The 20,367-nt window shown below is 41.6% G+C and carries 18 protein-coding genes and 1 pseudogene; 4 read left to right on the top strand and 15 right to left on the bottom strand.

Going from position 1 to position 20,367, the window contains the following annotated elements; genetic code table 11:
* The first annotated feature begins 91 nt into the window (after positions 1 to 91).
* Positions 92 to 1,141 carry a tyrosine recombinase XerC gene (gene xerC, locus AB5618_RS18840; protein WP_368366980.1) on the top strand — a complete coding sequence of 350 codons (1,050 nt, stop codon included), beginning with the start codon at positions 92 to 94 and terminating at the stop codon, positions 1,139 to 1,141.
* Positions 1,142 to 1,656: 515 nt separating this feature from the next.
* On the opposite strand, the gene AB5618_RS18835 is transcribed toward xerC, so the two are convergent.
* Positions 1,657 to 2,610, bottom strand: coding sequence for a site-specific DNA-methyltransferase (locus tag AB5618_RS18835; protein WP_148463530.1), 954 nt, complete (start codon positions 2,608 to 2,610; stop codon positions 1,657 to 1,659).
* A gap of 68 nt (positions 2,611 to 2,678) precedes the next feature.
* On the opposite strand from AB5618_RS18835, the gene AB5618_RS18830 reads away from it, so the two are divergent.
* Positions 2,679 to 3,569 (top strand): hypothetical protein, encoded by an 891-nt coding sequence (locus AB5618_RS18830; RefSeq protein WP_148463529.1) that lies wholly within the window; start codon positions 2,679 to 2,681, stop codon positions 3,567 to 3,569.
* A gap of 887 nt (positions 3,570 to 4,456) precedes the next feature.
* Here the strand turns inward: AB5618_RS18830 and AB5618_RS18825 are convergent.
* The 3 genes from AB5618_RS18825 to AB5618_RS18815 all read right to left on the bottom strand — a co-directional run bounded on the left by AB5618_RS18825 (position 4,457) and on the right by AB5618_RS18815 (position 7,892).
* A complete protein-coding gene (locus AB5618_RS18825; protein WP_148463528.1) occupies positions 4,457 to 5,395 on the bottom strand; it encodes a nucleoside 2-deoxyribosyltransferase in 939 nt (312 codons plus the stop codon).
* Between the two features lie 320 nt (positions 5,396 to 5,715).
* Positions 5,716 to 7,647, bottom strand: a complete 1,932-nt coding sequence (locus AB5618_RS18820; protein WP_148463527.1) for a hypothetical protein — start codon at positions 7,645 to 7,647, stop codon at positions 5,716 to 5,718.
* Positions 7,648 to 7,745: 98 nt separating this feature from the next.
* On the bottom strand, positions 7,746 to 7,892 hold the full coding sequence (locus AB5618_RS18815) for a DUF6783 domain-containing protein (RefSeq protein ID WP_306467796.1): 147 nt from the start codon (positions 7,890 to 7,892) through the stop codon (positions 7,746 to 7,748).
* On the opposite strand from AB5618_RS18815, the pseudogene AB5618_RS18810 reads away from it, so the two are divergent.
* A pseudogene (locus AB5618_RS18810) lies at positions 7,830 to 7,970 on the top strand (DUF6783 domain-containing protein); the annotation flags it as partial. The gene AB5618_RS18815 and the pseudogene AB5618_RS18810 overlap by 63 nt on opposite strands.
* Positions 7,971 to 7,997: 27 nt before the next feature.
* Here the strand turns inward: AB5618_RS18810 and AB5618_RS18805 are convergent.
* Complete coding sequence (locus AB5618_RS18805; protein ID WP_148463525.1) at positions 7,998 to 9,140, bottom strand: ComEC/Rec2 family competence protein; 1,143 nt, start codon at positions 9,138 to 9,140, stop codon at positions 7,998 to 8,000.
* A 158-nt stretch (positions 9,141 to 9,298) separates the two neighbouring features.
* Here AB5618_RS18805 and AB5618_RS18800 point away from each other — a divergent pair, with 158 nt between their 5' ends.
* Positions 9,299 to 10,573 carry a peptidoglycan-binding protein gene (locus AB5618_RS18800; RefSeq protein ID WP_118578722.1) on the top strand — a complete coding sequence of 425 codons (1,275 nt, stop codon included), beginning with the start codon at positions 9,299 to 9,301 and terminating at the stop codon, positions 10,571 to 10,573.
* Between the two features lie 111 nt (positions 10,574 to 10,684).
* Here the strand turns inward: AB5618_RS18800 and AB5618_RS18795 are convergent, their stop codons facing one another.
* From AB5618_RS18795 to smpB, 10 genes are all read right to left on the bottom strand, one after another.
* Complete coding sequence (locus AB5618_RS18795) at positions 10,685 to 11,767, bottom strand: nitronate monooxygenase family protein (RefSeq protein WP_330590252.1); 1,083 nt, start codon at positions 11,765 to 11,767, stop codon at positions 10,685 to 10,687.
* A gap of 355 nt (positions 11,768 to 12,122) precedes the next feature.
* Entirely contained in the window at positions 12,123 to 13,409 is a 1,287-nt protein-coding gene (rseP, locus tag AB5618_RS18790; RefSeq protein WP_148463524.1) for an RIP metalloprotease RseP, read from the bottom strand.
* Between the two features lies 1 nt (position 13,410).
* A complete protein-coding gene (gene dxr, locus AB5618_RS18785; RefSeq protein WP_368366979.1) occupies positions 13,411 to 14,553 on the bottom strand; it encodes a 1-deoxy-D-xylulose-5-phosphate reductoisomerase in 1,143 nt (380 codons plus the stop codon).
* A 92-nt stretch (positions 14,554 to 14,645) separates the two neighbouring features.
* The gene (locus tag AB5618_RS18780; protein WP_195478619.1) at positions 14,646 to 15,440 is read right to left on the bottom strand and encodes a phosphatidate cytidylyltransferase; all 795 of its coding nucleotides are present in this window, start codon (positions 15,438 to 15,440) and stop codon (positions 14,646 to 14,648) included.
* Between the two features lies 1 nt (position 15,441).
* Complete coding sequence (locus AB5618_RS18775; RefSeq protein WP_118578732.1) at positions 15,442 to 16,149, bottom strand: isoprenyl transferase; 708 nt, start codon at positions 16,147 to 16,149, stop codon at positions 15,442 to 15,444.
* 182 nt (positions 16,150 to 16,331) lie between these two features.
* The gene (frr, locus tag AB5618_RS18770; protein ID WP_195409765.1) at positions 16,332 to 16,886 is read right to left on the bottom strand and encodes a ribosome recycling factor; all 555 of its coding nucleotides are present in this window, start codon (positions 16,884 to 16,886) and stop codon (positions 16,332 to 16,334) included.
* Between the two features lie 146 nt (positions 16,887 to 17,032).
* On the bottom strand, positions 17,033 to 17,734 hold the full coding sequence (gene pyrH / locus AB5618_RS18765; RefSeq protein WP_330590253.1) for a UMP kinase: 702 nt from the start codon (positions 17,732 to 17,734) through the stop codon (positions 17,033 to 17,035).
* Positions 17,735 to 17,768: 34 nt separating this feature from the next.
* On the bottom strand, positions 17,769 to 18,740 hold the full coding sequence (locus AB5618_RS18760) for a hypothetical protein (protein WP_195409764.1): 972 nt from the start codon (positions 18,738 to 18,740) through the stop codon (positions 17,769 to 17,771).
* A gap of 348 nt (positions 18,741 to 19,088) precedes the next feature.
* The gene (locus AB5618_RS18755) at positions 19,089 to 19,631 is read right to left on the bottom strand and encodes an acyl-CoA thioesterase (RefSeq protein ID WP_330604821.1); all 543 of its coding nucleotides are present in this window, start codon (positions 19,629 to 19,631) and stop codon (positions 19,089 to 19,091) included.
* 179 nt (positions 19,632 to 19,810) lie between these two features.
* Positions 19,811 to 20,281: an SsrA-binding protein SmpB gene (smpB, locus tag AB5618_RS18750; protein ID WP_173716365.1), complete on the bottom strand. Its 471-nt coding sequence runs from the start codon at positions 20,279 to 20,281 to the stop codon at positions 19,811 to 19,813.
* Positions 20,282 to 20,367: the final 86 nt, after the last annotated feature.

The following is a 20,367-nucleotide window of genomic DNA, read 5'->3' as shown; positions in this document are numbered from 1 at the left end:
TAAAGCCTAAAAACTCTAACCCTAAGTTTACAGGAAAACTCTAAAGATTTCGCTACACATTCTTATTTGACGCTTACGGTATGAGGACTATTTGACTGGAAAAACAAAACGTGTATCTATCACAATGGATAAAAATACCGCCCAAACCAGAAAAACAGCACAGAAGACTTTGGAATTAAAAATCCAGCAGGCTATGGGAACCCGTCCAGATCATCAGTGCACCTTAAAAGAATTGGTTGAGGAATATAGAAAAGATCAGAAAAAGACAGTCAAACAATCTACATACTCCCGAAATTATTTTGCCTGCAATGCCATTATGAAAATGCTTGGTGAAAGTACAATTGTGGAGCATATGACTGCTAAATATGTTCGGAGTAAGTTTCGTGATTCTGGAAAAGAAAACAGTACTTTAAATGAACATCTTACTCGTTTCCGCGCTCTGATCCGCTGGGGATATAGTAACGATATGATCAGTGACATTACTTTTCTGGAGAAAATAGAACCTTTCAAGGATCTTCCTCATAAACAAAAAATACAGGATAAGTACCTGGAATCAGATCAGCTCAAAGCCTTATTGGATGGAATGGATCACACTCTTTGGAGACTGTGTACTGAATTCATGGCGCTGTCTGGTCTGAGAGTTGGTGAGCTGATTGCCTTGGACCGTATAGATGTGGATTTTAAAAACAAGGTGATCCATGTAACAAAAAACTATGATTATATAAACCAGATCGTCACATCTCCAAAGAGCTTTTGTTCGATCAGGGATGTGTATATGCAGGAGGAATTGGAAAATGTATGCAAACAATTAAATGCGCTGATGCTCCGCCGACGCTTAATGTTTAATATTGGAAAGCCAGCCCTGTTTCTCTTTTCCAGGAATGGAACTTATATACACTATTATTCCTACAATAAATATTTAAGGGAAAACTCCAAGCGTGTCTTAGGGCGTGCTATCACCCCACATGCCCTGCGTCATACTCATGCCTCTCTTCTCTTGGAGCAAGGTATCAGCATTGATACCATCTCTAGGAGACTCGGACACGAAAACAGCAAGGTTACCAAAGAAATATACTTACATGTCACAAAAAAGCTCACGGAGAAAGACAACGAACAGATTGCAAAAGTATCTATTTTTTAAAGTTGCCCCTTTTCTGCCCCTTTTATTGAAACAGACATTTAGTGCCACATTGAAAACACCGCATAAAATCAACATTTTTCCGCTGTCAAGATGAAATTAATTCAAGTCCCATCTTCCGCATTTTTTTATTTTATCAAGAAGTGTCAAAAGCCTGCAAAGCGCCTGTTTTGCGGGCTTTTTTGGACTCCGAATGTTCAGGAGGTATACAAAGGGTGTCTTTTCCTAAAATATTGGGTAATCAAACTTGTTGAGGGGCTCTCTTCGTGAGGGGCAAACTTCCGGTTTTTATAGCGAAACCCTCACAAAAGACCCTCAACAAGTTTGGCAAACCCTCAAGAACTTTGATTATCCAAAATATTCAAGTGGCTCAATCACTTCTTTTTAAAGTTTTATATGTTATTTTTGTTAATATTCGACAGAATTTGAAACATTTTATCTATTTTCTACCTGTTGCACGGATCGTATTGTCACACTATTTTCCACACTATAGCCATTAACAAAATATCATAATCATTCTATTTCTTTCTGCACTTATATGATGTATACGTTTTAAATAAATATAATTGGTTTGTCTCTTTCATCTTATCATAATACTTCTCTTTTACCTCTTTCATAAAATCATCAATTGCATCTTGATGGTTTTTCAAAAACCAGCTAATATGATTTTTTATATAATTTTCTCTGATTTCAGCATTATTCAAATCGTTTGGTACTCTTTTCATTCTCTCATCAATACTGTCAAATCCCAAAAATTTTTCTTCTAATCGTTCCTTTGACATCCGAATATATTCTGGATTTATATCAATACCAATACCATTTCTATTAGTGTTCTGGCACACACGTAACAATGTACCACTACCAAGAAAAGGATCTAACACCACATCGCCCTCATCAGATGACGCTAATATCATTCTTTCATATAATCCTTCCGGTTTCTGAGTCGGATGTTTCATTCTATTCTTATTGCAATAATGCATATGTGAAAATTCCCATACATTTCCAGGATTCGCTCCTCTCATATTATTAACAGATCTATAATACTTCTGAGGCACCCTAATCTCATCTAAATTAAATTTGAACCTTTTCTTATCTTTTGTAAACATAAGTATATCATCGTGTCTAGGAGAATAGCCTTTAGTTTTTCCTATTCCTTGAGTATAATACCAAGTAATCCAGGAATTAAAGTACATTTCCATTTCCTTTTCCAAAACATTATAAATATATGATATATATTTCATTCCCATAAACACATACATTGTACCATCGGGTTTTAATACTCTTACAGCCTCCTTTATCCATTCTCTAGAAAAATTTAAATACTCATCAAATTCAAATTTATCATAATTATTGCCATAGTGTTTATTCAAATTATAGGGTGGATCTGTTACAATCAAATCCACAGAATTAGACTCTATTTTTTTTAACTCTATGATAGCATCTCCACAAATTGCTTCCAAATTTATATCCATATAAATCATTCCTTTCTTCAACATATTATGATATAATACTTTGAAATAACCAAAAAGGAGGATACAAAATGAATCATCACTTCGAAACATCCCAACGATTACAAAAATTTCTCATTGATATTATAAAATCCGCATTATCTTCACCTATGACAAATTTAGTTAAAATTAACACAAATTTAGACTGTAATGTTCCCGAAAAAGATATCCATAAAATCGCAGGTCCTTTTATTGATGAGTGGACTTATGAAATATTCAATCGTGCTTCGAGTATATATACAAATATTAAATCTGTTGCAAGTAAAGAAAGTAGCAGTCTTGAAGACATTTACATATCACTTGAATTAGATGGAATAACATACGATATATTAATTGATGTTAAATCTGCTTCACTTGCAAAAGGAAATAATGCAGGAAAAGGATCTAACCTCACTTCATTCCGTAAAATACGTCCTTTTTACATAAATAATCCTGATGCATTCTTTTTTATTCTATCAATAGAACATCAAAGTATTATTAATAATAATAAATGCTACGGTTTTCACTTAGTAGATTGCAACATTTTTGATTTAAAATATGTTTCTAAAAATGAATTAAAATTCAATACTGCCATGGGGGACCAATTTCAAATCTCAAACAGTATGAAAGTCACTCAGACCGAACGTACTACAGATGAATTCATCGCATTAATCGATAACATGTTCCTCGATAAATATACTCAAGACAAACTTGATAAACTTATTGCCACCGAAGAAGCCAATCATTACACAGCACTTATTTCTGAGGACATAATTAACATCCTTTCCGAAAACGAACCTTTAGCAAAAACAAATATTCTATTCTACTTAGAAAAATTATATCCAAATATTTCTAGTACTCAGTTAAATAAATCAATAAAGCTGTTAAAAGATTCTAACCGTATCCAAACCATCAATCGCATAGACTACATAATTGTCAAATAAAAACTCCTGGGAGTCATATCTATGGCTCCCTCCTTACTTGCAAAATTCCATTTTATTCTTACCATTGATAAATATCTCCGTAACTTTTTCATACTGTTACAATCTAGTCTCACAGATATCTTCAAAAAGGCGATGTCCCAATACTATATCAACCACAAAAAAGGATTATGCAACGCACAACAAGTGTAACTCTGAAGTAGCCGAAAAATTCATCAGATGTTATCTTTGACAGACAGTCATTGCCACATTCAGAATTCGCAAGGATGATAAACAAGCAGACGCTGTCACTTTTCACTACAATCGTCATGAAAATGATAAATACATCCAGCAATCATTTAATCCGACATATCCCAGAAACCATTTTAGAACGATTAGGTATGAGATTAGTCATGCACGTCACCTCAAAATCATTAAAAATCTCTACCCAGCAATTTTAAGCATGAAACAACATGCTCTGCGTAACTTTAGCAAATGATACGTAGCTATAGCTATCCTTTCTTCGTTTGGATATAATCCATTCAAGCGTTCAAATCGCAAACAGGAACTGTATTTTCTGGAACTTTACTATAAACATTAGTGTATCTTCCTCGAATAAATGTATGAGAAAATAATGTCTAAAGCTCGTATATAATAGTCTTCTGCATAATCTTGAGGAGTTAAAAGGCATTTCTACGTTTTCATGCATAATAGCAGTATAAACATTTTACAGTGAAATAGCTATAATTTCTACATAGTTTTTAGGATACGTATAATTTTGGTAATCCGTTCCTAAAGTCTGTACAGAAATACAAATTTATCTTTAAATTTTATTCAGTTTATAGAGTACAATTTATCTCACAAAAGACCCTCAGCAAATTTCGTCCTCAACAATTATGATTATCTCTTTTTTATTGCTTCTTAGGTTTATTAGTCATTTCGGCAAATTGCATTAAATTTTGGAATAATTTTGGATTTTTAATCAACTCGGGTAACAACGTTTTCATCATAACAACATCCGTAGATTCTTCTTTTTGGGCATTATTTAAGCTTGTTTGCATTATTGCTTGTATCGTTTCTGTATCTTTTTTATTTATTTGCTCTTTTAATTCAGTAATAGAATCTTGAATTTGATACAGCATAGTAAGAATACTTTGAAAAAAAAGCTGCTTATTGTTTTCTTCATCTTGTCCCAATGCATTAGTTTTGTTCTCAAAAGAAAAGGTCCCTATTGTTTGTTCTAAACGTTTCTTAGTTTCTTCTACATTATCTAAATCGGTTAGATCATACTCGAATGTTCTTACTGTGTTTACATCAAATGGTATAGTTTCGCCTTTCTTTTTTAAGTGAATAATCGGCTTGTCTGTACATTTTCTATATCCCATTTCAAAAAAAACATTAGGATTATGCCCCGAAATGTCAGCTATGACAAGCTCCGATGATAAAAGCTTATCAATAATAGTTTGTGTAATTGAATCCGAATCATTAATTTGATCTACTCGTACAGGTTCAAAGCCACAACTTTCACAAACTGGACTAATAATATATTTGAATAATTTATCTGCATTACTCCTTATTTCACTATCTGTTTCTCCAATAGGAGATACTACAAAACAAGTTTTCATAAAATCTTTACCTCCCCAATTTTGTTTTATTTTATAAATCCCCCTATCCATTTTTTGAATGGATTGATTTCTAAGCAAAGTATTTAATGAGCCAGAGAACTGCCCCTCTGAATAATCAGAAATTCCTGCTTTCCGTAGAAAACTTTTAATTTCTTGAACAGTATGATAATTTCCATCAGCCAAAATTTCTATGATTTTTTCTTGTATTCTTGCACTTTTCGTCATATTTTCACACTCCTTTCTATTATAGGATACCATATTTTCTATAAACGTCAATGCTTTTTCACAAGAATATCTTGCGTTTTATTTTATTTCTTGTGCTTTTATTTTATTTTTGCATTTTATTCTTGTATTTTACATTTAAATTCGAATTAACCACTACAAAATAGTTTTATTTTTGAAGGTACAAGTATACGTTATAACCTAACAGATTTTCTCTTTTAAACGCCAAGTTATATTCAGTCATAAAAGAAACACCACCAACAGCTGATAAGAAAATCGTCGTCTTAATTTTCTCACCAACTGCCAGTGGTACTTCTATCATTCTATTTCGGCAATTCCGTCACTGTCTCCAGTTTAAATCCTTCCCACATATCTGCGGAAATATTCCACTCACGCAGATCTGTAACGATCTTATGGTAAAATGCCTGTCCGCCGCGGACAATATCGTAGGTGCGGGCGTCGCCTCTCGCTTCCAGGTGACGTCCAAAACTGCAGTTCGTCACATCCTCCGGACCGTAATCATCTACGTCTCCTCCTGGCCAGAAAATATAAAGTCTGGGAATATCATCAATCTGGCGCAGATCAATCCCTGCAAGCTTCAAGAATTTCTTTCCGGTAGACTCATGGGCAGTAAACACATGGGAATAACGCCATACCGTTCTTGTAAAATCAGATACGCGGAACTGGCCAAGCCAGTCTTCATCCATCATTCCATCTGAAGTCTCTCTGGAAACGATCACCACGACCGGGAATAAACGCTCGGAATCCTTCAGCGCTGTGATCAGATTTCCAAACATCTCCTCCCGCAGGATCCTTCTTCGGTTAGAGCACTCAATTCCATTAACAATTCCGATATTATCTACAATTGTCTTATAATAGCCCGGATAGCTGAAAAAGGTTACTCCCGGATCCTGGATAGTATGCTCTCTGGCCGGCTGTGCATATCCGTTGCAAACCTTCAGGATTACTTTCTCCTGACGGGATACCTCAAGCCCTGCCTCGGAATACCAGATCCGGCCGCCCACTTCCATATCCATATGTCTTACATGCATATTCAGGTGGCGGTTGCCCGGATCATAATTCACAGCCACATGATAAGCCAGAATATCCGCATGATAGGTGCTGGTCTTCTGTGGCATCTGTTTAAACAATCCGCCGTATTTTCCCACGATCCAGCCATATATACAGTCTGCTGCCTGCTGGAAAATCTCCGTAGCAGAAGCCAGCTGTTCCTCTCTCATCCTGCTCCCGTCCACCTCTGTACACATCTGGAATACATTGTGACGGATCAAAGGCTTCATCTCATAATGCCAGGACTCTCCCAGGCTCTCTTCACGCCCATCGTTATAAACATCACGCTCCTTAAAAATAGCGGTCAGACGACTGTCATGGAACTGACTGTCGTTTAACAGGGCAATGATCGTATTTACATTGATCGGTACCTTGCGGCTGCGATGAAGCAGCTGGTCTACCAGTGTCTGCTTGCTGGTCTTATAAATACGCTTGGCCAGATTCTCCACCTGCTGGTCACAATCCTCATCCAGAAGCTTCGCCACCTCAGGGTAAAGCTGTCCCTCTCCCAGTTTCAGGCGGAAATGACTCTTGATCATATCACTCCATCTGCCTGATTTATAAAGGGAATGTCCCAGATCCTCAAACAAGGTAACCATGGATTTATCACAAAGCTCCAAAGTTGCCAGAATACTGTTAAAGTATCTGGAAAAGCCCTTGTAATTCTTCCACAGTTCCTCTCCTTTATAACGCATATCATGCTCGATCTCATGCCAGCCCTCAAAAAACATGGTCTTAATCTGGATCTCGAAGGTATCATCAATATACATATCCCAGGTCTCTGTTGAAATCTCTGATCTCAAATATTCCGGAAGACGGCACACGCCGTTTAATTTCGTAGGTTTGAACTCCTCCTCGCTTCTTTCCGAAGTGGACCAGCCAATCACATCAAAGGTATTTTCCACAATATTTTGGCAGATTTCTACATCATCATCAAAATACAGGTTAATACGGACACCTACCAGGTCCTGCAGTTTCTTATTCTCCGCGCCATAATCTTTCAGAGCAAATTTATGAGCCATAGAAGAAGCTGTCTTGATTCTGGAAAAGCATCTGTAATACAGACCGCATTGTTCCAGGCGATCACTGATAATGCGCTTCAGATCCTGCTCCACGATAGCCGGAACCTTTACCTTCGCAGCCAGTTCCTCCTTTGTATAAATTACTCTTTTCTGTTCACTCACTAATTTTACACCACCAATTTATTTATAACTGCCGGAGCCCTCACGGATTACGGTCCGAAAACTACACAGTTATTATATTTTATATTCCGTACGTTCTACTAAGCATACACTTTAGAGCCTGTTTGAAAAATCATTCCTGCAATCTGCACGCCCCACTTTGCGGTATATTTTGCCCGAATTCGGTTGCCGTAGCCCGCTACGGCGCCCTCATCCGGGCAAAATCTCCCACAAATTGTGACGCACATCTTGCAGAAAGCCTTTTTCAAACACGCTCTAGTATACCAGAATTTTCCCAAATAAAAAAGGGATATTCCGAAATATAATGGAAAATTTCGGTTAAATATATATAATCAAAAGCACTTCTTACAAGCTTCATATCCTTGAGCCTCAGCCTGTGAGACTGGCTCCTGATATGCCTTATCCGGATTCATATTTCCACAGTCAGGAATACTGTGATATTTACTTCCTGTAGCAGATATCCATACCATTTCCTCCTGACTGTCATCTGCTGCAGCAATCTGTTCTGACTTTTCTGATGCTGCAGCTGCATCAGTTCCGCTATTATCTTCAGCTGTAAATCCCTTCTCCCCTTCACTTTGCCCAGCTGTTTCTCCATCACCTGAAGTATAATCATTGCAAGGATCTGCACTCCAGGTAATAGCACTTCCATCCGAAGAAGCTACAATGGTTCCCTGTTCATCAGAGCGATATACCTGAATTCCCATATCTGACAGTTTTTCCATGGTATCCGCATGCGGATGACCATACATATTTCCTGCGCCGCAGCTGATCACTGCAAATTCCGGAACTGCAGCCTGAAGAAAATCCCAGCTTGTGGATGTAGCAGATCCATGATGGCCCACACTTAACACGTCGCAGCTCAGATCAAGCCCGGAATTCACCATATCTGCCTCACAGTTAAAATCTGCATCCCCGGTAAAAACGAAACTGTTTTCTCCATTCGTCAGCTTAATTGCCACCGAATTAGCATTACTCTCTTTGCTGATTTCCTTTGGTGAAAGAATTGTAAATTCTCCCGAGCCAAATGTATACTCCGCCCCCACTGCCGGATGCTGTACTTCAAGCCCATGTGCTGCCACTGCATCCATAAAAGAGCCATAAAGGGAAGAATCATGGATATAATCTGCTCCAATCACATTGTCCACCTGAAATGCATTCAGACAGCCAATCAGTCCGCTCACATGATCCTCATCGTAATGGGATGAAATCAGATAATCAATTTCTGACACATTCTGCTCCTGCAAATAGGACACCACATAGCTGGACGCGCTTCTTGGACCACCATCATACAGCAGATTCTGTCCCTCTGACTGCACCAGAATGGATAATCCCTGTCCCACATCCAGGAAATGCACAGTCATGCTGCCGCCAGATGCCAGAACCTTTTCCCCACTTCCAGGGAATACGATTCCTGCCATAAGCAGAATAAGCGTTAAAAGATAGCCTGCAATTTGTTTTCTTAAGTGTTTCATTTTATTCCTTCTTTCGTTTTTTTCACCGTAGGCACCGCTGTCCTGCTGCCTCTTTACTATTATAATATATTCTCATCCCCACAAACATCCCTGAATTATGTTTTCACAATTGCATTTTTAGCATATAATACCTGGAAGAGCATTTTATGAGGTCGTCCATGTATTACAGAAAAGCCTTATGTGCACAGCAGGAAAATGTAGACCAGGGTACCTTACAGATAACGGTCCATTCAAAAACAGACAACCGCCCTGTGGAAAATGCACTGGTCCGTATTTCTTATACAGGTGATCCAAACAGTGTCATTGAAGAAGTCCGCACGGATTCTTCCGGCAACACCCCTGTCCTTCAATTAAAAACGCCTCCTCTGGAATACAGCCTGAATGCTTCCGAGGAGGCGCAGCCTTATGCAGAATATTCCATGCAGATCAAAGCCGAGGATTTTCACCAGGAGGAAATCGCAGGCACAGAAGTCTTGCCTGCGGTTCTGGCCAAACAGCCTGTCCTTCTGAATCCCAGGCAAGACACTGTTTCGGAAAACAGAATTGTCATTCCTCCCCATACACTTTTCTATGAATATCCACCAAAAATACAGGAATCTGAAATTAAACCAGTACACGAAACTGGCGAAATTGTTCTAAGCAAGGTCGTAATTCCGGAATACATTGTAGTGCACGATGGGCCTGTAGGTGATAACTCCGCCTCTAATTATTATGTCCGCTACCGCGACTATATCAAAAATGTAGCAAGCAGCGAAATCTATGCCACCTGGCCTGACGACACTATCCGCGCCAACATCCTGGCAATTATGTCCTTTACCCTAAACCGGGTATACACGGAGTGGTACCGCAATAAAGGGAAAGACTACACCATCACCTCCTCCACCGCCTACGACCACAAATGGATCCGCGGACGAAACATCTTTGACTCTATCGACCGCATTGTAGACGAACTTTTCGAGAATTATCTATCCCGTCCTAACGTCCGTCAGCCAATTCTTACCCAGTACTGCGACGGAGAGCGGGTGCAGTGCCGGGACAGAGGATGGATGACACAGTGGGGAAGCAAGCGGCTTGGAGACCAGGGATATTCTGCTATTGAAATCCTACGGTATTTCTACGGAAACGATATGTATATCAATGTGGCAGAAGAAGTCTCCGGGATTCCTTCCTCCTGGCCAGGATATGACCTGGATATTGGTGCTTCCGGCAGCAAAGTACTCCAGCTTCAGGAACAGCTAAATGCTATCAGCCAGGCCTACCCTGCTCTTCCAAAAGTAAATCCGGACGGAATCTATGGTGCCCAGACTCAGGCCTCTGTCCGCAAATTCCAGAATATTTTCGGTCTTCCGGAAACCGGAATCGTAGATTATACCACCTGGTACAAAATTCAGGAAATTTACGTAGGCGTCACCCGGATTGCAGAATTACAATAAACATAATATGGCGGGATTTTCTCTCCCGCCATAAAATTCTAATCTAAACCTTATACTCTAAACGGACATGCCGTTTGTCAGCAACATCACCATATAGGAACCGGCTAACCATCAGCCTTCTGCCAATTCCCGCATCAATTCATGCACTGAAGTAATTTTGTCAATCCTTCCAACATTTGCCCCACAGAACATCAATCCATTCTCTACATCTCCCTCCACCGCATCGATCAATGCCTTGGTAATGCAGTACGGAACCTGTCCTGGATTACATTTTTCCAGGCAGTTATAGCACTTCTTTACTGGAATCCGTCCATTCTCTACCAGTTTCATAAAAGGATTGCAAAGCGCCCTTCCAGGCATTCCTACAGGGCTCTGGATAATCTGCACATCCTCTTTCCTTGCATTTACATACGCCTGTTTATACCTTTCATCGGCATCGCATTCCTTTGTCGCTACAAACCGGCTTGCGATCTGCACACCATCTGCCCCAAGTGCCATAGCATGATCAATATCTTTCCGGTCAAAAATTCCGCCAGCAACTACCACTGGAATTTCCCGGCCAAACTTTTCCTCATATTCCTTTTTACATGCAATAATATCCCGGATTTCCTGGTCAAAATCCATCTCATCCCTGTGAGCCAGCTGATCCCTGGAAAATCCCAGGTGTCCTCCTGCCTCCGGTCCTTCCACTACGATCAGATCTGCAGTCCGGTTATATCGATGTGCCCACATTTTCAGAATCAGATTTGCTGCCCTTTTTGAAGAAACAATAGGCGCAATCTTTGTTCTGCAAAACTCCGGTACCAGCTCTGGCAGATTCATGGGAAGTCCTGCGCCACTGATGATCACATCTGCACCACATTCCACAGCTTCCTTTACATGCTCTTTATAATGTTTCAGCGCTACCATAATATTAACACCGACCAGCCCTTTTCCCTTGGCAATCTCCCTTGCCATCCATATATGCTTTCTTATTGCCTTCAGATTGCACCCCGCCTGGTCTTTTTCAAAGCCAGCCTCATCATATCCGATCTGAGCTGTGGAAATAACTCCCACTCCTCCTTCTGCTGCCACTGCGCCAGCCAGGGAGCTACGGCTCACTCCCACGCCCATTCCCCCTTGAATAATAGGAAGTTCTGCCACCTTATCTCCAATTTTCAAACATCTCAAACTGCTTTTGTATTCTCTATCCAAAACAATATCCTCCATGCTTTAATTTAGTTTGATTTTAAAACTATTTTAGTATAAAGCATTATTGTTTTTATGTCAAGTTTTACTTTTATTCGACACTTTATTATGTAGTTTTTATTACTACATATTCGGAAGTTTTCCCTATAAAAAGGAATCCCCTTGCAAGATTTGCCGCCTGCAGCAGACCATCCCCCTCATCTGCATTTCCGTTATTTCCTCTCACTGCCTGGAAAAGCTTTTTTGGGTAATAGGAATTTGCTGCAGAATTGTCTGCTGCATCAAAAAAAGGCTATGCATATCCGTTTGATACACATAGCCTTCGCTTTCATTTTTTTACAGCTTTTTCATTTCAAAAAGATTAAAAAATCTTCAAAATATCATTATACATAACTACAACCATCAAAAGCATCAACACCATCAAACCTGCAAAATGAACCATGCCCTCAATCTGTCTGTTCACCGGTTTTCTCCGGATAGCCTCGATAATCAGAAATACAAGCCGGCCACCATCCAGTGCAGGAAGCGGAAGAAGGTTCATAACACCAAGGTTTGCAGATAAAAGTGCTGCCATATACAGCATATTTACCCAGATAGTCAGCATGCCCTCACTCTTACTTGCCTCATAGGTGCTGCCAATTGCATCAACTACGCCAACCGGACCGCTTAAATCCTTTACGCCCAGCCCGCCGGTAAGAAGCTCTTTTAGGCTGAGTAAGGTAGAGCGGATCATATATTTTACTTCCAGCGTTCCATACTTCAGCACTTCAAATCCCTGTGTCTTCGTGTACGCCAGATTATAAGAAAAATCAAGCACTGCTGTGCGGGACTCCGATGGAGTTACCTCAGCGTTGTATTCCAGGCCATCACGCTCATAAGTAATGGTCACAGGCTCACTTGTGAGAGGATGCTCTGCAAGATATGCAGTATAATCGTCCGAACTCTCCAGTCTGGTACCATTAATGGAAGTGATCACGTCCCCAGGCTCCACACCAGTTTCAGATAAGCCCATTCCCGGAATCAGGGATGCCACCTCAAGAGAATCGGTACTCTTTCTGTTAAAGCCAAGAAGGTATCTCACCTGTACGTCTGGTTTGAAGGCCAGCTCCACATCTTTGCCATCCCTCTCCACAGTCATATGAATGGTCTCATCCTCCTGTGGATTATTCAGATACATATACAGATAAAGATCTCTTGCCAGATCAATATGATACCCCTGATATTCTTTGATAATATCCCCTTCCTGAAGACCAGCTTCAGCCACAGTAGAACCACTCTCCACCTGCGTAACCTCTGCCGGGTCATAGCCCACCAGCGTAACAATGAGCACTGCAAACACAAAGGCCAGGATAAAGTTAAATACCGGTCCTGCTGCAACTGTAGCGATTCTTCCCCACACTGGTGCACCATTGAAAGTCCCCTTGGACTCATCCTCCATATCTTCTCCCAGCATGGCACAGGAACCGCCAAGAGGCAAAAGCTTCAGAGAATACCTGGTTCCATTCTTCTCTGTGCTAAGCAGCCTTGGTCCCATTCCAAGGGAAAACTCCGTTACTACGATCTTATTTTTCTTTGCAAGAAGGAAATGCCCCAGCTCATGAAAAAGAATGATCGCACTGAAAATCAATAATGCCAGAATAATCTTCAACCTACCACCTGCTTTCAATCCATTTATAAGTCTCGTCTTCTACTGCCAGTATCTCCTCCAGATCCGGATTCCGGATCACTGTATGTCTTTCCATAGACTGTGCAATAATGTCGTAAATATCCAGAAAGCCGATTTTTTCCTGTAAAAACTTCTTCACAGCCAGCTCATTTGCTGCGTTAAACACAGTAGGCATACTGCCGCCTTTTCTTGCAGCATCCATAGCCATTGGAAGCCCCAGGAATGTATCCATATCCGGATCTTCAAAAGTAATCTCTTTCAATTTATGGAAATCCAGTCTCTCTCCATCCAGATATCTGCGTTCCGGATAATAGAGTGCGTACTGGATTGGAAGCCGCATATCCGGAGTTCCAAGCTGCGCCATAACTGCACCATCTTTAAACTCTACCATCGAATGGATAATGCTCTTTGGCTGGACAACAACCTGAATATGATCCAGATCCACATCAAACAGCCATCTGGCTTCCATAACCTCCAGACCTTTATTGACCAGGGTTGCAGAATCTACTGTGATCTTCTGTCCCATTACCCAGTTCGGATGCTTCAGGGTATCCGCAAGCGTCACATGTTCCAGTTCTTCTCTTTTTCTCCCACGGAAGGGACCGCCGGAAGCTGTGATCAGAAGTTTCTCAACCTGCGCCCGCTTTTCCCCATGAAGGGCCTGGAAAATAGCACTGTGCTCACTGTCTACCGGAAGGATCTGAACCCCATGCTCTTTTGCCATGGGAATGATCAGATGACCTGCTGTTACCAATGTTTCTTTGTTTGCAAGAGCAATGTCCTTGCCCGCCTTGATTCCCTCCATTGTAGGACGGATTCCAATCATTCCTACAACAGCGGTAACCAGAATGTCTGTCTGGGGCATACGTGCAAGCTCCAGAAGTCCCTCCATACCAGACACAATTTTTACATCCATATCCGCAAGACGGACTTCCAGATCCTTTGCCGCATTTTCATCCCACACTGCAATCAGCTGAGGATGAAACTCTCTTGCCTGTTCTTCCAGCATTTTCACATTTCTTCCTGCACTAATTCCCAGCACCTCTATATCACCGTTAGCTCTCACTACATCCAGAGTCTGTGTACCGATAGAGCCGGTTGAACCTAAAATTGCAATTTTCTTCATTTCAAATTCCTCTCAGTCCATTTCCGGGACAAATCATATCTTATCATTTCCACACTTTTTATTTCTTTATGCTTCTCGCTGCCAATCCTGAATCAGATTCCCAACACAAGCTTCGCCAGGAAATAAATAGCCGGAGCTGTAAAGATCACACTGTCAAATCTGTCCAGGATTCCACCGTGTCCCGGGATCAGTTTGCCATAGTCCTTGATTCCCTGATTTCTCTTAATAGCAGAAGCAGCCAGATCACCCACCATGGAGATCAGCGCTCCGACTGCACAGATCAGTGCATACTCTGCAATCCTGCCGCCAGTTGCAGCTGCATAAATCGCGCCCAGAAGCGCAGCACCTGCCACGCCACCTACCCCACCTTCTACTGATTTCTTCGGGCTGAGGATTGGTGCCATTTTGTGCCTGCCGATCAGCATTCCCACACAATATGCGCAGGTATCGCATCCCCAGGAGCATAAAAAGATCAGCCATACCAGGAATTTTCCATCCGGAAGGTTCCTGGTAAGATAAATAAAGGAGAGCATTACAGCCACATATACCACCCCAAAGAACGCCGGCATCACCTGTTCTGCTTTGAACTTGGGATAAGTAAATACGTAAACGAACATAAACATCATGAACGAAATGATCACGCCCATCATTCCATATTTTTCAAAATCCAGCGACATCAGCACATAGTAGATCACAGCTCCAAGATAGCCTGCAATTTCCAGGGCATTAAAATGGTCTTCCCGAACCTTCATAACCTTATAAAGCTCCTGCATTCCGATCAGAGAGATCCCAAGTAGTGTAAAAAACAGCACATAACCTCCACTGATAATAGTCAGAAGCGCAACTGCGACCAGCACAATACCGCTTAAAAGACGTGTTTTAAACATCTTACTCCTCCTTCACACCGCCATATCTTCTGTCTCTTTGATTATATTTCTCAATAGCCTGTACTAATTCTGCTTTATGGAAATCCGGCCATGCCACGTCTGTAAAATAAAATTCCGTATAAGCCAGCTGCCACATAAGGAAATTGGAAAGTCTCTGTTCGCCGCTGGTGCGTATCAGAAGATCCGGATCCGGCACTCCTGCAGTATCCAGGTAGCTTCCAATCGTATCCTCTGTGATCTGATCCGGAGAAACTTTTCCATCCGCCACATCCTGTGCCATTTTTCGCATTCCTCTTGTAATCTCATCGCGGCTTCCGTAATTCATGGCGATCTGGAAGTACAGCTCATCATAATCCTTGGAAAACTCCTCCAGCTTACGGATGCTTTCCTGAATATCCGGTGCAAAAGCAGAGATATCGCCGATAATTTTGATTTTCATCTTATTATCCCGGGATATCTTGATACATTTCTTAAGATAACTGCGAAACAGCTTCATAAGCCCGTCCACTTCTTCTCTGGAGCGTTTCCAGTTCTCCGTGGAAAAAGCATATACTGTCAGATATTTCACGCCCAGATCTTTAATATCATAGCAGACCTGCTCCAGATTGGCGCAGCCCTTAACATGTCCATAGCCACGAGGCAGTCCCTTTGCCTTTGCCCAGCGGCCATTGCCGTCCAGAATAATGGCAATATGATTGGGTACGTTCATATTTTTCTCCTTGTATTTTGTTTTTCTTTTTTCGTTATAAGCGTTCAGATTATTCGTACAATTTCATACACAAGGGCAGAAAAGAGCTCTTTTTAAAGAGCTCTTTTTGCGGTTTCTTTATAAAAGGATCCTGTTTTGCAGATTTTTAGTCCAAACGGCTCTGCGCTTCAGGTAATATGCCCTTATACAGTCATAATCTCCTTACCTTTTGCTTCTACTGCAGCATCTACATCTTTGATGTATTTATCTGTAAGCTTCTGAACTTTGTCCTCTAACTCTTTGATCTCGTCCTCGGATACATCCTCTTCTTTTTTCAGCTTCTTGTATGCATCGTTAGCATCACGGCGGATGTTGCGGACAGCAACCTTAGCTGCTTCGCCTTTTTTCTTAACCTCTTTAACCAGATCTTTACGGCGTTCCTCGGTAAGCTCCGGGAAAACAAGACGGATCACTTTTCCATCGTTATTCGGGTTCAGGCCAAGATCAGAAGTAAGGATTGCTTTCTCAATTCCCTTGATCAGGCTGGATTCCCATGGCTGGATCTGGATCATACGAGCTTCCGGAACCGTGATATTTGCCACCTGCTGAATCGGTGTAGGGCTTCCGTAGTAATCTACTGTCAGCTTGTCAAGGATATGCGGATTGGCACGTCCTGCACGGATAGTAGTCAGCTCTGCTTCCAAGCTGCCCAATGTCTTTTTCATTTTCTCTTCATACTTCTGAATTCTTTCATCCATAAAATTAATCTCCCTCTTTATGATTTTCTGCCGGTAAGCAGTATTATCCTATTTTCTGCGCGTATAATATAGTACAGACTGCCGGAATGATTTTTCAGACAGGCTCTTGTCTGCCGCTCTTATGTTGCCAGTGAACAGTAACGCGCTTATACAGTAACCTTTGTTCCGGAAAATTTTCCGTGAACGGTGTTGATAATGCTGTTCTCCTCATCAAGAGCAAATACCATCATCGGCATTTTCTGCTCCAGACACATAATAGAAGCTGTAAGATCCATGGCTGCAAGCTTCTTGTCAACAACTTCCTGAATAGAGATCTCATCGTACTTCACAGCGTCAGGATTTACCTTCGGATCGCTGTCATAAATACCATCAACTGCCTTAGCCAGAAGAATCGCATCGGCCTCAATCTCAACTGCACGAAGAACCGTAGCTGTGTCAGTAGAGAAATACGGATGTCCTGTACCGCCTGCAAAGAATACCAGCTTGCCCTGTGCAAAGCTCTCTTCTACACTGTCCTTGGAATACAGTTTTGTAAATGCACCACATGCAAATGGTGTATAAATCTCAGTCTTCATACCTGTATATCTGCAAAGGTCAGATACATAAATACAGTTCATAATAGTAGCAAGCATACCGATCTGATCTGCCTTGTTGCGGTCTATCGTCTCACTGGTACGTCCTCTCCAGAAGTTTCCACCGCCGATCACAATGCCGATCTGTACTCCCTCATCAGAAATTGCCTTGATCTGCTTCGCTACTGCAAGAACAGTTGCCTCGTCAAATCCTGTTTTCTTCGGTCCGGCAAGAGCCTCGCCGCTTAATTTTAATAAAACTCTTTTCATTTCCATGCTTTTATCCTGCCTTATTTTTTATTCTTTTATTTTACCATACTCCGGCAACAACCTCATTTCCGCTGTCATCAACAGTGGTAGAAACTGTGAAAGAGTCATAATAATGATATCCTGTCTCTCCGGTCTCCGGCTCGTTCTCATAATCACTTCCGTTAGCCTCTCCCAGTGCTGCAACAAGACTGGAAAGCGGCTGTCCGATATACTGTTTCGCCTTATCTGCATTGGAATCATTCGGTGCTGTATTACTGCCGCCATTATTATCCGGAGTACTTGTAGGCTGCGGTGCAGATGTAGGTGCAGCAGTAGGATCTGACTGCTGCGGCGCAGATGTAGGCGTTGGTGCTGTATCCGTTTCCTGAGAATCATCCTCAGAACTGTCTTCGCTGTCATCAAGGCCAAGACGCGCCATTACTTCACTCAAGGTAGAAGTTTCTGTCTTACTTGTTCCTGTCAGATAAGTAGCATAAGGAATTCCATCCTCAACAGTTCCCTCCATATGAAGAGTGATCTTTGAAATTGTCTTCAGCGGAAGCTTACGGAAATAGCAATCTGTATAATCCTCATCCTCATACGTGATCCGGATGTCATAGCTTGTCACCGTATTTCCATCTGCATCCTTCTCGTCCGGCTCATAATAGTAAAGAGCCTTGTCACCATCATTCAAAGTAAACAATCCATTGATCAGCTCTGTGCCCCAGTCATCATCGTCATCCGTAGTCGGACGAATGTAAAGTCCCTTCACAGCAGCTCCGGTACCGTTCACAAGAATCAGCTTGGAAGCTGTGGAAGTCTTATCACCAATCACATTCTTGATATCTGCATCGTCAGATTTCTGCATATCTACCAGGGAACTGTCATCACTTGAAGCTGTATCTGTATTCTCAGCTGGAGCCACGGTTACCTGGCCATCCTTACCTGTATCTTCAGTCTGTTTCTTACCACATCCGGCTGCTGCCAAAGCAGTGACCAAAAGTGCTGCAAGAATCACATAACGTTTTTTCATAATCTATATTCCTCCCACAAAATGGAATTAAACTCCTCTAATATCCACTTTTTGTTCTCCATTATTATTACAGAGTATGACAGACTTGTCAACCGAACGCGGGATGATTTCATACAATTTTTAAACTTTTCGTTACTGTTCACTCCGTTCACAGTAACACGCTTCGCGATGCACAGAAATCATGCTTTGCACGATTTCGCGCCGCAACTCTCGGGTTTCTTTTCCCCATTCTCTCTGGTTTCTTCACCGGGAAGGAAGATCCTACGTACTTCTTCTGTGAACAAAAAGAGCCAGGGACAGTTTTCTCCGTCTCTGGCTCAAATACTTTTTGACAACATGTCTCAATGTTTAAAACCCGGCGTCTCTTCGCTCTTTACGCATATCCCTGCGGAGCAGAGCTGCCTCATGGCGACCTTTCTCTGCTTCTGTGCGGATAATAAGGCCGGGAATTCGGGTAGGGCGCTCATTCTTATCCACAGCTACCATCACAGAAAAAGCACGGTTTACCAGGTAACGCATTCCATCACCGCGCTCCACATAGGAATCAATTTCCACTTCCATGGAGGTATTTCCCACATAGGTCACATAGCCGATCATCACAAGGATCTCGCCCTCGTAAACGGGCTCCTTAAACTGCAGATTATCTACAGCTGCAGTTGTGACACGGTAAGTCCCGCAATGACGCATGGCAACCACGCCAGACACCTCATCCACCCACTGCATCAGCATTCCTCCAAACAATCTGCCGCCGGCATTTAAGTGCTGGTGCATGATCAGATGAACCTGCTCCGTTCTGGAATCCTCTACGGTTTTCATCAGGCGGTTTTCTTTTGTTGTTTCCTTTGCTTCCTGTGTTTTCTCTTTTGTTTTCTCTTTTATTTTCTCTTCCATAGCCAACCTCTTTTTACTGTTTTCATGCTGCCTGTGCAGCGAATATTAAATAAATACCATATTGACCTGTCTGACTTTTTATATGTTGCATCTTCACAGCTGATTCCCTATAAATGTTTAACAGAAATTTACGAAAGCCGGGAATTTTTCATCATAAAAATTCCCAGCTCCCATTATTTTTAATATAAATTCTTCACCTTGAAATCACGCTCTGCTTCTCGTCTCTGATCTTTCTTTGCAATATCCTGACGTTTGTCATACAGTTTCTTACCTCTTGCCATGCCAATTTCCACCTTCACAAGGCTGTTCTTGAAATAGACCTTGATCGGCACAAGGGTAAGGCCTTTTTCCTTCAGTTTGGCTTCCATCTTGTTGATCTCACTGCGGTGAAGGAGAAGTTTACGGATACGAAGGGGATCTTTGTTAAAAATATTACCTTTTTCGTATGGACTGATGTTCATCCCATAGATGTAAACTTCCCCATTCTGAATCCGCACAAAAGATTCCTTGACGCTGCATTTTCCCATACGCAGGGATTTTACTTCTGTTCCTGCCAGGGCAATTCCCGCCTCATAAGTGTCTTCTATAAAATAATCGTGAAATGCCTTTTTATTATTTGCAATCAGTTTGATTCCTGGTTTCTTTGCCATAAGTTCCTCCCTATATGGATTTCCGCCTGCAGGCGGGCGCTCAAAACAAAAGGTTGCTGTTCTAGAGCGTGGTTTCTATGCATCGC

Origin of the sequence: Ruminococcus sp. J1101004sp1_RTP21198st1_B9_RTP21198_201120, assembly GCF_040924245.1 — a bacterium.
Taxonomy (GTDB): domain Bacteria; phylum Bacillota; class Clostridia; order Lachnospirales; family Lachnospiraceae; genus Blautia_A; species Blautia_A faecis.
Note: the sequence above shows the minus strand (reverse complement) of the source record. Positions and strands in the feature narration are given on the sequence as shown.